This window comes from Kribbella sp. (assembly GCF_035655035.1).
Taxonomy (GTDB): Bacteria; Actinomycetota; Actinomycetes; order Propionibacteriales; family Kribbellaceae; genus Kribbella.
On sequence record NZ_DASRVN010000096.1, the window covers coordinates 1 to 12,133 of the forward strand.

Here is a 12,133-nt window from a genome sequence, read left to right on the forward strand (position 1 = left end):
GCTGAGGACCCAAGTCCCGTTGGGGATTCAGCCACGTGACCCACTCGCGCTCCACCTGTCCGCGCGCGTCCAGCAGCACGACCGCGATCTCGATGACCCGATGCCGATGGCTCGGCAGCAGGCCGGTCGTCTCAGTGTCGATGACGGCGTACATCCGGGCCTCCTCCGGTCAAATAACCGACTGGAACAACCCAATCACAGGCTGCCGACAGTTTTTGAAGACTCAGGATTCCGGGAGGTCGACGGCGATCTCAGCACCCAGCTCGGCGCCGTGGGCAAGCTGCAGTCCGTCCCCACTCCAGAACCGTCCCGGGTCGTACCAGTTCGGCTGGCGACCCTGCAGCAGTCCCATCGCCTCGTACGTCAACGCCACCACCTCAGCGCAGTACGCCGACTCGAGCTCCAGCTCCCGCGAACCCTTGCGTACCGCTGGAACCCGCCCACGCACCCATCGCGACGCGAGCCGCGCCGTCGACGGGAACGGCGTACCGTCGAGCCGCGCGACCGTCTTCAGTACGGCGTCCTCCAGCTCGCGAGTCACCGGGTGGTCGAGCTGCCGCAGCCAAGCGCGCTGACCGTACTTGTTGCCCCACACCAGTACCGCGTCGCGCAGGTCGTGCAGCTGTACGCCGCGGTGGTGCGTACCGGTCCACATGTCCGGCAGCGAACGACCCAGCTCCGCGTGCCACATCAGCGGAGGCAGGTCCTCGACGACGATCGCCATTCCGACGTGGTTGACCGGGCTGTTCGTGGTCAGCTGGATCGCGCGATCCGCCGCACTCGCACCACGGAACAGCCAAATGTCACCTGTTCGTGTCAGTTCCGTAGCGTCATCCAAGGAAATCCGGCTGTTCACGTCGCTAGGTTAGTGCGCATGAAGGTATGGAAGGTGGTAGGGCTTGCGGGGCTCGTCGGCGTGGCTGCCACGGGCGTTGTGGTCGCACGGGGCGAGCGCAAGCGCCGGGCGTACACGCCGGAAGAGGTCCGCGATCGCCTCAAGACCAGGGTCAAGGAAGCAGCGAACGCCTGACCCGGCCAACGTCGGCCGGGCGCGTGTGGGCGCGCCGTAACTCGGTGGTACGGCGCCGGCCACACGTGCCCGGCCGTCTGCGTCTAAAGGTTGTGTAAGGCAACTTCTTCCAGCCGGCCATCGGTGATGGTCGCGGTCTGGTACGTGCAATACGGCTGACGTCGACGATCCGTGGGTGATCCCGGGTTCAGCAGCCGCAGTCCGCCCGCGCTCGTGGTGTCCCACGGGATGTGGCTGTGCCCGAACACGAGCAGGTCGACTCCCGGGTACTCGGCCTCGCACCGCGCCTCGCGGCCCTTCGCCGAACCCGTCTCGTGGACGACGGCCACCGACAACCCGTCGAGTGTCACCCGGGCGACCTCGGGCAGCCGAGCCCGTAGCTCCGGCCCGTCGTTGTTGCCCCAGCACCCGATCAACCGGGCCGCGCGGGACTCCAACTCGTCCAGCAATCCGACGCTCACCCAATCACCCGCATGAATGACAACGTCGGCGTCCTCGACCGCCTCCCACACCGCCGCGGGCAACTTCTTCGCCCGCACCGGCAGATGAGTGTCCGAGATCAGCACCAGGCGCATGCGCCTCACTCTCTACGCCTTCAGTGCCTCGATCAACTCCTTCTCCTTGGTCAGGCTCAGGCCGGCGCGGCGCTCGCGGTCCAGGCCGAGCCCGCGCTCCCAGGCGAGCGTGTCCACCATGAACTCCTTTCGCGACCGGTGCGTCAGCCCCGCGGCCGCCGCGGCCGCACCGCTGCGCTCCGACCAGCCCTCGTACCCGGGCTCGGTGATCCACATCGTCAGCGACTCCGGACCCATGTACTGCTCGACCTTCTGCTCCTCCAGCCACTCCCGCGGCGCCAGCACCACCGGCCCGCTATGACCGCCGACCTCGCGCGCCGTTGCGATCCACTCCCCGAACGGCACAACCGGCCCGTACGTGTCGAAGGTCCCGGTCCGCCCCCGCTCCGCGTTGTCGAGCAGCCAGCCGGCCAGGTCCCGTACGTCGATGACCGCCGTCGGCAGCTCGGGCGTGTCGGGCACCAGCAGCGGGTCCTCCGGCGCCAGCGCCGCCCGCGCGACCCACGCACCGGCCCGGTCGCTCGTGTCCCCCGGGCCGCCGATCAGCCCCGCACGGGCGATCACCAGCCGGTCCCCGACCGCATCCAGCGACGCCTGCTCACAGGCCGCCTTCGCCTCGCCGTACTGCTCCGCGGCGGCGACGTCCTGCTCGAGCGGCTCCCGCAGTACCGCCGACTCGTCCGCGCCGGGGGTGTCGAACTTCTCGTACACGTTCCCCGACGAGACGTACGTCCAGTGCTTCGCCCGCGGGCCGAACGCGGCCAGTGCGCCCTTCACGAAACCCGGCTGCCACGAGACCTCGAACACCGCGTCCCAGTCGCGTGCCGGGACCGCGTCGTAGGCATCCGGACGGCTTCGATCGGTGCCGACCAGCGTCGCGCCGTCCGCGACCGCGCCGCTCTCACCACGCGCCACACACGTCACCGCATGCCCACGCGCGAGCGCCTGCGCCGCGATCTCCCGACCGAGGAACGCCGTACCACCGAGGATCAGAATCTCCATGTGGGCAAGCAAATCAGGCGCCGCCGACAATTCCCAGCCACCTCTGCCGAGGGCAGAAACAAGGGCAGGAACAACGGCGTGTGATCCGCCGCCCTCGTCAGGTCACGGTAAGCCGTCAGCCCTTGCCACACAGGCGATCCGGGCGCAGTGTCGGAGCAGGAGACACCCAGGGGTGAGTGTCGATTCACAACCAGGGGGAGAGATGGCAGGTTTCGTTCAGATCATCGAGTACCGGACGTCGAAACCGGACGAGATCACGGCGCTGATGGAGGAGTTCCGTGCCAAGCGCGAAGCCGAGAACGAGGGGCCGGCGCCGGTGCGCGGGCTCACCTGTGCCGACCGCGACCAGGCAGGACGCTACTTCGCGATCATCGAGTTCAACTCCTACGAGGAGGCGATGGAGAACTCGCGGCGCCCCGACACCACCGAGTTCTCGGAGCGGATGATGGAGCTCTGCGACGGCCCCGGCACGTTCTACAACCTCGACCAGGTGGCGGAGATGAACTACCGCTGACAGGTACGGCGTACACCGGCTCGCCCGGGCGTACGCCGTACCTGTGGTGACCGGTGCCGGGGAGGGGGATGAAGCCCGGCACCGGTGGATCGGATACCTCAGCGGAAGACGCGGCGCGACGACCAGGGCGGTGCCGCGCCGAACGAACCGGGATCGCGCTCGGAGTGCAACGGGTCCGGGTCCTGCGGCTCGGCGGCCGAGTGCAGGTCCGGCCAGGGACGGGGTCGAAGGGACTCGCGGGGCGGCAGCTTGAGGTCGGGGTCGGGCCCTGGTTCGGGGTCCAGCCACTCGACCACGGTGGCCCCGCCGTGACCGTGGATCGCGACGACGGAGTCGATGCCGTCCCAGACGGTCGTGGTCGGATAATCGCCGTACCAGCGGAGCGCGACCGCCCCGTCGGTGAACTGCACGCCCTCGGCGACGGGCCCGGTGCCGCTGACACCGGAGACGTCCTGATGCCGGATCAGCCGGAAGCGACGCGAACTCATGTCGGCGCCACCTCCCACAGCCGCTCCCCCGGCAATTTCCGGTCCGGCCCCGGATCGACGTCGGACAGCGGCTCGCTGGTCACCCGCAACCCGGCGAACCTGCGCGACATGGCGTCGGCGTACCGCTCGGCCAACTCGGCCTCGGCCCGGTAGTCGGCGACCACATGGTCCCCGAACCAGACCCGCACCCGCCGCCGCTCCACCCGCACCGCGACCGGCCGCGGACAATCACCCTCGCCCATGTCAATACACCCGGCACCGAGTCGAGCCGGATCCCATCAGCGACCTCGCAAGACAACCCTTCACGTCAATCACTTCCACTTCCCTGTGGGGATGGGTTCACAGGAAGTGACGGCCCGCCCAACCGTTCATGACGCAACTTCTCAAGAAAAATCTCACACCGCGTGAGGCCCCCAACCGGCGTCGCACCCGGCCCGCCCGCTTTCCGGAACATTCCTGCCACCGAGCGCAATATTTCCTCCGCAAAGATTCCGCGCCCGGACCTTGTACTGCAGCTCACCCGCCTCAGCTCGCAGATCCCTGTCCGACATGGAGCGTCAGGACTCCTCCCGTCGAGGCGTCCGTGTGTTCGACATCAGGTGCGTACCCAGGGGTCCCCCACTTCCTGGGGTCCACGCCATACCGCGAGGAAGACGCAGTCAGTCGTCGACATCGGCAACAACCCAAGGCCGCCACACGTCGATGTCCTCGACGTCCAGCGTGATGCCGGGCTCGAACGTGTGCGTGCCGCGTTCCGGCAGGTACGCCGCCACCAGCATCACCAGGTTGTGCGACAACAAAGCTGGTATGTCGGGCAACCCCTCGACGAGCGCCTCGAACATCAGCCGCGCCTCCTCGGCCTGCTGAGGCTTGTGCGTCCGGTACTGGACGTCGACGACAACGCCGTACCCATCCATCGCCTGCGCCTCGCCGGGCTCCGGCTGGAACGTGTTCGGACCGATGTAGATGCCCATCACGCCGTCGGACGTCCGCGCCCGGACCTTGTACTGCAGCTCACCCGTCTCAGCTCGCAGATCCCCGTTGGCCTCAAGCCCCAGAACCCGCGCCACCTGCTCTGCCGCCGTCTCCAACGGGCCCGACAATGCCAGAAAGATCTCATCGCTGTCAGCCATCAGGTCTCCTTCTCAAATGTCACGATGCGCCCATCTCCGAGAAGCACATGCACCAGGGCCGCCACCCTCGACCCGGGCTGCCCGCAGGCTCGGCGAAAGGCGCGCCTCGCGTCGTCCTCCGACAGGCCGATCGGACGGCCGTCGATCACCACTTCGCCATCGCTTCCCGCCTGTTTGCTGCCGGTGTTCATGTTCCGCTTCAGCGCACTGTTGCTTCGGCTCTCCGGTGTCTTGAACCCGACGACGACCCCGCGGCTCGAGCCCGACTTGCGAACCATCACATCCGGGTTCTTCTTGTTGCGTGTGTCGTGATCCGCGAGGCGGGCGTCGACGCGCCACCCGTTCTCGGCCAGCCGTTCCGCGATCACGCGCTCCCGTGGATCGAACGTACTCGCGGGATCGTGAAAGCCCGGGGTGAAGTCCGACTCCAGAGGCCGGACGTCGAATGCCGGATCGAAGCTGGGAGCCGCTGGTACGCCGATGTCGACAACGATCGGGGCGAACTCAGGCGCCTCGGCGTGGTCGAAGGTGGCTTCGGCTGTGTCGGTGGTGATGGTGATGGTGGCGTGTTGCCATTGGTGGTCAGGGGGCATTGAGGCGAGGAGGGCCTTGACTGCCTCGGTGAGGTCGGCGTCGATCTCGTGGTCGGCGGTGAGGCGCTCCTCGCGTTTCGCCTCTTCCTTTTCGTCGCGTTCCTCGTACTCGGGAGGCTCGTCCTCGTCGTCGCGGTCCGGGATGAACTCGAAGTCGCGGGTCAGCCGTTCCTCGCGTTTGGCTTCTTCTTTTTCGTTGCGTTCTTCGAGGATCAGTTCGCCGGTTTCGGTGACGGTGATGTCGAGTTCCAGGGGGTCCTGCTCGTCGTCGTTCTCTGCCGGACGGAACTTCTCGAAGGCTTTGCGGGCGACAGTCACCAGCGGCGGTTCGTTGTCTTCGGCAACTTCCAGATTCTCGTACGTCGCTGTGAGGCGGGTGGTGCGGATCCGGACACCCGTGCCGCTGGTCGGCTTGTTGCGGTCGGCGGAGTCGGACGACGGGCGGTTCGTGGACGGGCCGCCGTCGCCGACGAGGCCTTCGGCCCAGCCGCGGGCCTTGGGTGGGGCCATCGAGAGGTAGTGGGCGGCGGCTTCGCAGGCGTGGGCGGCGGCGTCGAGTTGCTGGGCGGCGACGGTGGCCTGGCCGCGGGATGCCAGCAGGGCGAGTTGGGCGTTCTCGCGGCAGCGGGCCGCCGTACGCAACAACTGGTCGACGACGCGAGGGATCTCGTCGAAGCAGTCGACCAGGCCGCGGGCGACCCGCTGCAGCTCGGATGGCACCTGAGGATCAGATCTGGTCGGCGTAGTTCTTGCAGCCGGCGGAGGCGATCTCGAGGGCCTCGGCGGCCTGTTCCACCGCCTTGCTCGCGGCCTCGAGGATCTCGGTGATGTCGCGGTCGATACCGGTCGCGGTGCCGGCGATCAGGCTCTCCACCAGCTGGCTGTGCTGGGTGAACCGGAGCTTGAACCCGGCCAGTCCCCCAGCCGCCTGCTTGGCCTCCATCGAGACCTGGTGCAGCTGTTCCTTGAGCCGCAGTACGTCGGACACCTCAACCCACTCCCAAACTAGTTGCGCTTCTTGGGCAGCACGATCGCCGTACCTGCCACCACGACCGGCACCAGGATCCCGAGCCACCAGGGCAGCCCGGCCGCCATCACGACGAAGACCAGCACGGCGCCGCCCCAGCCCCACCAGCGCGCGGCGGGCAGCCGCGGCAGGCCGAGCACCCGGGACGCGGCCAGCATCGTCAGGGCAGCGATCGCGGCGGCCTCGACTCCGTCCAGGAACGACCGGCTGAACACCCACACCAGGACGAACCCGACCAGCGCCAGGACCGCGCTGATGGTACGCCGCCGGCGGAGCTCCTGGAGCCGCCGGGCGGAGGTGCGCAGCTCTTCCAGCTGGTCGACCGACTCGGCGAGCTGTTCGGTGATCCGGGCGGCGACGGTCTCGATGTCGTTCAGCGCGCGGATCTCGGGGAGGCTGTGGTTGGCCCGCTTGCCCTCGGCCGGCAGCCCGGCGCGTTGCAGGCTCTCGGCGGCCTTCTCGGCGAGCGTGTTCAGCCGGGTCTGCAGCTTGCGCCCGCGCTCCGCCATCGCGTCGGCTTCGGCCGCGGCGGTCGCCTCCGCCTTCGACTTGTGCGCCGTCACCCGGTCCTGCGCCTGTTGCGCGTCGGTCCGCGCCATCGCGACGGTCCGCAACGCCCGCACGTACTCGGACCACACCTGCTCGTCACTCTTCATCGCCGTACCAACTCCACCGCACGCTCGACCTCGTCCGCGCGCAGCGCCGCGAACGGTACGACGACCTGCGCCTCGGGATGCAGCCCGTCCCACAGCAACGCCCGGTGCGGCTCGGACGCCCAGCGCACCAGCGGCCCGGCGACCGCGCGTACGCCGTCCTGTGGGTGCCGGAGGAACAGGTGCGTCGCGACGTTCCCGCGGCCGTACCCGAGCTGCTCGGTGCACACGTGCAGCCGGTTCCACCAGCCGTACGTGATCAGCCCCTGCGCCGGCCCGTCGCGCACGATCTCCTGCAGCGCGTTCGCCGGGCTCTCGAAGTACCCCTCGGCGTGTACCTGCATCCGCGGGACGCCGTGGAACCCGAACCCGAGCAGGTACGTACCGCCCGCCTGCCCGTTCCGCATCGCGTCCCGGAGCGCGAACAGCCGCGGCGCGATGTCGTCGTGCTTGTCCACGGTCTCGACCTCGCAGCCGAGCTCCCGCAGTACCCGCACCAACGCGTCCTTGCCCTCGGCAACGGACGACGCCGAGTTCGTACCGTCGACGAACACGAACCGCGGCGGCTCCACCGCACCTGCCGCCGTCGACACGGCCAGCCCGGTCAGCACGCCCAGAGCGTCAGCAGGCCCATCCCCCAGGACCAACACCCCCGCGCCGGGCTCGGGCCGTACTTCGACGGCGACCGGCTCCTCCGTCACCGCGATCGGCAACCCGGTCCACGGCCGCCCGGCCTCGGGCTGCACCGCCGTCGCCGTGTCCGTCAACCGGGCCGGCTCGGCAAGATGGAACACCCGGGGCGGATGGACCGATGAACCGGCGCGCGTCCACAGCTCCGCGCGCAACGAGTCCAGCACGGCTTTGTCCGCGAAACTGACCAGCACATGCTGGTTGTCGTCGGGGGACCCGAAGTTCGCGTTCAGCACCGCCTCGCCGCGGAACTGCAGCTCGGCGGCCGCGGTGTTCCCGCTGCGCAGGATCGCCTGCGAATCGGCGGGCGTCGTCTTCAAGGCGATCCGGTAAGGCACCTGCCCGAAGATCGAGTCCCGCCGTGTCGACAGCCGTTTCACGCCCTCGATCGTCTGCGTCGCGAGCACCACGTGGACGCCGTACGCGCGCCCGAGCCGCACCAGCCGCTCCAGCAGCTTCGCGGCCTCGTCGGCGAGCTCGTCGTCGTCCTCGAGCAGCACCTGGAACTCGTCCAGTACGACGAGGATCCGCGGCGGACGCTCCGGCCCGGGCGCGAGCTCCGCGAGGTCGGCGACGTTCCCGTGCGACTTGAAGATCTCGCTGCGCCGGGCGAGCTCGTCGGACAGATGCCGCAGTACGGCGAGACCGAACGCGCGGTCGCTGTGTACGCCGAGGACCCGGATCTGCGGCAGCCAGTGCGGGCGATCGGGCCCCGGCCCGAGCGCGGAGAACTCGACACCATGCTTGAAGTCGAGCAGGTACATCTCCAGGTCGGCCGGCGAGTAGCGCGCGGCCAGACCGTGGATCATCACGAGCAGCAGGTTCGACTTGCCCTGGCCGACGGCGCCACCGACCAGTACGTGCGGGAGCGCCGGGTTGCCGCTGCGCAACCGCACCAGCGCGGGCGTGCGGTCGTCGTACCCGATCACCGTGCCGATCTCGTCCTTGACCGGTTGCCACCACGTCGACCGGTCCGGCAGCGTGCGCTCGAAGTCGATGGTCGGCAGTACGGCGATCTCGGCCTGCTCGGCGATCACGTCACAGATGCCGGCGGCAACGTTCGCGTCGAAGGGCGGATCCAGCCGGGCGGGCGGCAGCTGCGCGACCTCGACCCGATCGTTGACGATGGCAACCGGATTGAGGAGATCGAGCAACTGTTTCGAGTCGACGTCCAGGTCGGCCGCCGTCGACGCGTCGTAGTGCACGAGGAAGCAGATGCCGCGCTTGCCCGCGGTCGCGGCCAGCCGGAGCAGGTCGCGCTGCGCGAGCGTGTCGATGCCGAACGGGTAGTCGAACAGGATCACCACCCGGTACGGATCGGTGACCTGGCCGGTCTCCTTCAGCAGGTCCTCGAAGCGCTCGTGCCCGAGCTGCGCCTGCCGGCTGGCCCGCAGCGAGGACACGTCGACGAGACCGGACAGGACCGTGTGCAGCTGCTCCGCGGTATGCGTTGCCCTGGGCACCAATTGCGGGTACTTCGTGGTCAGATGGCCGAGCAGCCCCATCATCCCGGTGAGCTTCGGGTCGAACGCGTCCACCCGCAGCCGGAACGGTTCCGCGGCAGCGACCAGCCGGAGCGCGATGCTCTGCAGCAGCCGGCGCGCGGACTCGTTGCGGTCGCCGGTCACCTTCCAGCCGTTCGTCCGCAGCAGCGGCGCGACCACCGGCGTACCGGCGTCGAGTTCGCCGACGCGGACGTACGCCGGGACGCCGGCGCCGACGAGTTGCCGCGAACGCCAGCGGGCGTCGTTCGGCGGGATCGCGGCCAGACCGGGCGCCAGCCGGTCGGCGAGCAGCCGCGCCTTCGGCTCCGCCTCCGACAGCGCCTCGGCGGTCTTCGCGTCGACCAGCGACCGCGACTCCCGACGGGCCGCCGCGGTCTGCTCCTGCAACTGCCGATGCAGCTGCACGGCACGCTGGTGCTCGCCGTACGTCAACCGGCGTGCGTTGTCCAGCAACTGCCCCAGCGCGTGCTGCAACCCCCGGATCCGCGCTTCCAGGATTTCCGGTCCCACCGGATCCCCGTCAGGCTTCTCCGTCACGAGCATCGTCCTTCCACAACCTGGCCCCGCGACTACGTCTTGCGTCGGGTAATCGTGTCACACCACTGGCCCCAGTGGTCACTCCAGGTATCAGTCGTCTCAAGGGGCGACGATCTCCAGTTCGTAGCCGTCGTCGTTGTGCAGGAAGGCGGCGTAATGCTGCGGCCCACCGGCGTACGGATGCCGGTCGGCGAACATCAGCGTCCAGCCGCGCCCGCCGGCCTCGGACACGATTCCGTCCACCTCCGCGCGGCTGGCCGCGTTCAGCGCCAGGTGGTTCATCCCGGGCCGCATCCGGTCGTGCTCGGCCGCCGACATCGCGGGGCTCTGCTCGACCACGACGTAGCTGCCGTCCGGCGCGGTCCAGGTCATCCCGCCCGGCCAGCCGTCACCGTCCTTCCATCCCAGCCGGCCGAGGACCCAGCCCCAGCTCGCAACGGCCCGGGACAGGTCCGGGACCCAGATCTCGACGTGATGCACCGCGGCAGCCATCGGAGCATTATCGGCGCCGGTCATTTCTCCATTGTGGGAGGGCCGCCGCCGGTGCCGCAGAAACCTTGGCGTTTCGCGCCCCTTCATCTTTCTGTCCGTGGCAGGGGCTACCGTCTGCGATGACAGTCGAACGGCGGGAGTTTTGCTGATGAGCAGCACGCGGATCGAGAGCACGGCGTACGGCGCCGCGGCTCTGGAGCGCCTGCAGGCCGTCGTCGCGCGGCTGAAGGCGGACGACCCGATGACGCCGGTCACCCTGCTGCTGCCGAACAACCTGTCCGGCGTGATCGCCCGCCGGCATCTCGCTCGCGAGCCGATCGGCGGCCTGTACCTGGCGACGCTCGAGCGCCTGGCCGAGCAGATCGCCGCCGGGCTGCTCGCGCCACGACGGCCCGCGACCCGTCCGATCGTCGCCGCGACCTGGCGTACGGCGCTGGCGAAGGCGCCCGGCATCTTCGCCGAGGTCGCGGAGCACCCGTCGACGATTCAAGCGCTTGCTGCCGCACACAACGAGCTTCGCGACCTCAGTGATCCGGCGCTCGACAAGGTCGCGGAGGCGTCTGCGCTCGGCCCCGACCTGATCCGCCTGCACCGTCAGGTGACTACCGAGCTCGACACGGACTGGTATGACGCGACCGACCTGCTGCGCGCGGCCGCGTCCGCTGTCACGTCGTCGACGGTCCACGAGCTCGGCGCCCTCGTGCTGTATCTCCCGCAGGAGCTGACGCAGTCCGAGGCCGCGTTCGTCGCGGCGCTCGGCGACGCCGCGGCCGATCTGACCGTGATCGTCGGACTCACCGACGTCCGCCGTGCCGACCGTGCCGTCCGCCGATCACTCGAGCGGATCGGGATCGACCTGCCGACCTCGATCTCGAAGAACTACCCGGTCGCCACCGAGATCCTGAACGCGTCCGACGCCGACGACGAGGTGCGGTGCGTGGTCCGCGACGTGGTGTCGGCGCTGGAGCAGACGCCCGCGCATCGGATCGCGGTCCTGTACGCCGCCGCCTCGCCGTACGCGCGTCTCCTGCACGAGCATCTGTCCGCCGCGCACATCGAGGTCAACGGTCCTGGCACGCGTCCGGTGCACGAGCGCGCGATCGCCCGGACGCTGCTCGAAGTACTGGCGCTTGTCGATCAGGATCTGCCACGGGCGGACGTGTTCCGCGCGCTGGCGAACGCGCCGACGCGCGACTTCGGCGGCGACCGCATCCCGGTGCCGCAGTGGGAGCGGATGTCGCGGGCGGCCGGGGTGGTGCGCGGCGACGACTGGGACACCCGACTGGCGCGGTACGCCGAGTCCGAGCGACGGACCGCCGACCAGGAGGAGGCGGCCGACGATCCACGACCTGCTGCGGTGCGGCGCGCGCAGTACAACGCGACCACCGCGGAGCGGCTGCACGCGTTCGCGTCCACGTTGCGGCGGCGGTTGACCGAGCTGGCCTCGCTCGACACGTGGTTCGACTTGTCGGCGGGGGTGCTGCAGCTCTTCCACGATCTGCTCGGCGACTACTCGTCCTTGCCCGCCGAGGAGAAGTACGCGGCCGCTGCGGTCGAGGAATCGTTGAAGGGCCTGTCGACGCTCGACGAACTCGGCACGCCGGCGAGTCTCGCCGTACTGCGTGACGTCCTCGATCTGGAGCTGCAGCAGTCGCTTCCGCGGGTCGGGACGTTCGGGACCGGCGTGCTGGTGGCGCCGTTGTCGGCGAGTGTCGGGTTGGCGGCGGACATCGTGTACGTCGTGGGTCTGTCCGAGGATCTGTATCCGGGGCGCGTGCACGAGGACGCGCTGCTCCCCCATCGGGTGCGGGAGGCGGCGGCGCCGGAGCTGGCGTCGTTCCGGGATCGGCTGGACGAGAAGCAACGGCATCTGCTGGTCGCGTTCTCGGCGGGT

The 12,133-nt window shown here is 69.3% G+C and carries 14 protein-coding genes and 1 pseudogene; 3 read left to right on the forward strand and 12 right to left on the reverse strand.

Going from position 1 to position 12,133, the window contains the following annotated elements; translation table 11 throughout:
• Both VFF46_RS05675 and VFF46_RS05680 read right to left on the reverse strand, forming a co-directional pair.
• Positions 1-154, reverse strand: a 154-nt coding sequence (locus tag VFF46_RS05675) for an exonuclease domain-containing protein (RefSeq protein WP_325035962.1), incomplete at its 3' end; no start/stop codon positions are given.
• A gap of 69 nt (positions 155-223) precedes the next feature.
• Positions 224-838 carry a hypothetical protein gene (locus VFF46_RS05680; RefSeq protein ID WP_325035951.1) on the reverse strand — a complete coding sequence of 205 codons (615 nt, stop codon included), beginning with the start codon at positions 836-838 and terminating at the stop codon, positions 224-226.
• 36 nt (positions 839-874) lie between these two features.
• Here VFF46_RS05680 and VFF46_RS05685 point away from each other — a divergent pair, with 36 nt between their 5' ends.
• Positions 875-1,030 carry a hypothetical protein gene (locus tag VFF46_RS05685; protein ID WP_166677970.1) on the forward strand — a complete coding sequence of 52 codons (156 nt, stop codon included), beginning with the start codon at positions 875-877 and terminating at the stop codon, positions 1,028-1,030.
• 83 nt (positions 1,031-1,113) lie between these two features.
• On the opposite strand, the gene VFF46_RS05690 is transcribed toward VFF46_RS05685, so the two are convergent.
• Both VFF46_RS05690 and VFF46_RS05695 read right to left on the reverse strand, forming a co-directional pair.
• The gene (locus VFF46_RS05690) at positions 1,114-1,605 is read right to left on the reverse strand and encodes a metallophosphoesterase (protein ID WP_325035952.1); all 492 of its coding nucleotides are present in this window, start codon (positions 1,603-1,605) and stop codon (positions 1,114-1,116) included.
• A 12-nt stretch (positions 1,606-1,617) separates the two neighbouring features.
• The gene (locus tag VFF46_RS05695) at positions 1,618-2,607 is read right to left on the reverse strand and encodes an NAD-dependent epimerase/dehydratase family protein (RefSeq protein WP_325035953.1); all 990 of its coding nucleotides are present in this window, start codon (positions 2,605-2,607) and stop codon (positions 1,618-1,620) included.
• A gap of 202 nt (positions 2,608-2,809) precedes the next feature.
• Here VFF46_RS05695 and VFF46_RS05700 point away from each other — a divergent pair, with 202 nt between their 5' ends.
• Positions 2,810-3,121, forward strand: a complete 312-nt coding sequence (locus tag VFF46_RS05700; protein ID WP_325035954.1) for a hypothetical protein — start codon at positions 2,810-2,812, stop codon at positions 3,119-3,121.
• A 98-nt stretch (positions 3,122-3,219) separates the two neighbouring features.
• Here the strand turns inward: VFF46_RS05700 and VFF46_RS05705 are convergent, their stop codons facing one another.
• The 8 genes from VFF46_RS05705 to VFF46_RS05740 all read right to left on the reverse strand — a co-directional run bounded on the left by VFF46_RS05705 (position 3,220) and on the right by VFF46_RS05740 (position 10,239).
• Positions 3,220-3,609 carry a hypothetical protein gene (locus VFF46_RS05705; RefSeq protein WP_325035955.1) on the reverse strand — a complete coding sequence of 130 codons (390 nt, stop codon included), beginning with the start codon at positions 3,607-3,609 and terminating at the stop codon, positions 3,220-3,222.
• Positions 3,606-3,851, reverse strand: a complete 246-nt coding sequence (locus VFF46_RS05710; protein ID WP_325035956.1) for a hypothetical protein — start codon at positions 3,849-3,851, stop codon at positions 3,606-3,608. Before VFF46_RS05710 ends, VFF46_RS05705 begins: the two co-directional genes overlap by 4 nt.
• Before the next feature lie 417 nt (positions 3,852-4,268).
• Positions 4,269-4,742 carry a hypothetical protein gene (locus VFF46_RS05715; protein WP_325035957.1) on the reverse strand — a complete coding sequence of 158 codons (474 nt, stop codon included), beginning with the start codon at positions 4,740-4,742 and terminating at the stop codon, positions 4,269-4,271.
• A complete protein-coding gene (locus tag VFF46_RS05720) occupies positions 4,742-6,055 on the reverse strand; it encodes a hypothetical protein (protein ID WP_325035958.1) in 1,314 nt (437 codons plus the stop codon). The genes VFF46_RS05715 and VFF46_RS05720 overlap by 1 nt, the downstream gene beginning before the upstream one ends.
• Positions 6,056-6,062: 7 nt before the next feature.
• On the reverse strand, positions 6,063-6,323 hold the full coding sequence (locus VFF46_RS05725) for a hypothetical protein (protein ID WP_130388988.1): 261 nt from the start codon (positions 6,321-6,323) through the stop codon (positions 6,063-6,065).
• 17 nt (positions 6,324-6,340) lie between these two features.
• Positions 6,341-7,018, reverse strand: a complete 678-nt coding sequence (locus VFF46_RS05730; protein WP_325035959.1) for a hypothetical protein — start codon at positions 7,016-7,018, stop codon at positions 6,341-6,343.
• Positions 7,015-9,747 (reverse strand): FtsK/SpoIIIE domain-containing protein, encoded by a 2,733-nt coding sequence (locus tag VFF46_RS05735; protein WP_325035960.1) that lies wholly within the window; start codon positions 9,745-9,747, stop codon positions 7,015-7,017. Before VFF46_RS05735 ends, VFF46_RS05730 begins: the two co-directional genes overlap by 4 nt.
• Positions 9,748-9,846: 99 nt before the next feature.
• On the reverse strand, positions 9,847-10,239 hold the full coding sequence (locus VFF46_RS05740; RefSeq protein WP_325035961.1) for a VOC family protein: 393 nt from the start codon (positions 10,237-10,239) through the stop codon (positions 9,847-9,849).
• A 148-nt stretch (positions 10,240-10,387) separates the two neighbouring features.
• Between VFF46_RS05740 and VFF46_RS05745 the strand changes: the two are divergent.
• Positions 10,388-12,133 (forward strand): annotated as a pseudogene (locus tag VFF46_RS05745) (PD-(D/E)XK nuclease family protein); the annotation flags it as partial.

Bases quoted from the DNA above. Each gene is read 5' to 3' on its own strand.
- VFF46_RS05730 (WP_325035959.1), bottom strand. From the start codon at position 7,018: ATGAAGAGTGACGAGCAGGTGTGGTCCGAGTACGTGCGGGCGTTGCGG.
- VFF46_RS05740 (WP_325035961.1), bottom strand. From the start codon at position 10,239: ATGGCTGCCGCGGTGCATCACGTCGAGATCTGGGTCCCGGACCTGTCC.
- VFF46_RS05715 (WP_325035957.1), bottom strand. From the start codon at position 4,742: ATGGCTGACAGCGATGAGATCTTTCTGGCATTGTCGGGCCCGTTGGAG.
- VFF46_RS05690 (WP_325035952.1), bottom strand. From the start codon at position 1,605: ATGCGCCTGGTGCTGATCTCGGACACTCATCTGCCGGTGCGGGCGAAG.
- VFF46_RS05710 (WP_325035956.1), bottom strand. From the start codon at position 3,851: ATGGGCGAGGGTGATTGTCCGCGGCCGGTCGCGGTGCGGGTGGAGCGG.
- VFF46_RS05695 (WP_325035953.1), bottom strand. From the start codon at position 2,607: ATGGAGATTCTGATCCTCGGTGGTACGGCGTTCCTCGGTCGGGAGATC.
- VFF46_RS05700 (WP_325035954.1), top strand. From the start codon at position 2,810: ATGGCAGGTTTCGTTCAGATCATCGAGTACCGGACGTCGAAACCGGAC.
- VFF46_RS05705 (WP_325035955.1), bottom strand. From the start codon at position 3,609: ATGAGTTCGCGTCGCTTCCGGCTGATCCGGCATCAGGACGTCTCCGGT.
- VFF46_RS05685 (WP_166677970.1), top strand. From the start codon at position 875: ATGAAGGTATGGAAGGTGGTAGGGCTTGCGGGGCTCGTCGGCGTGGCT.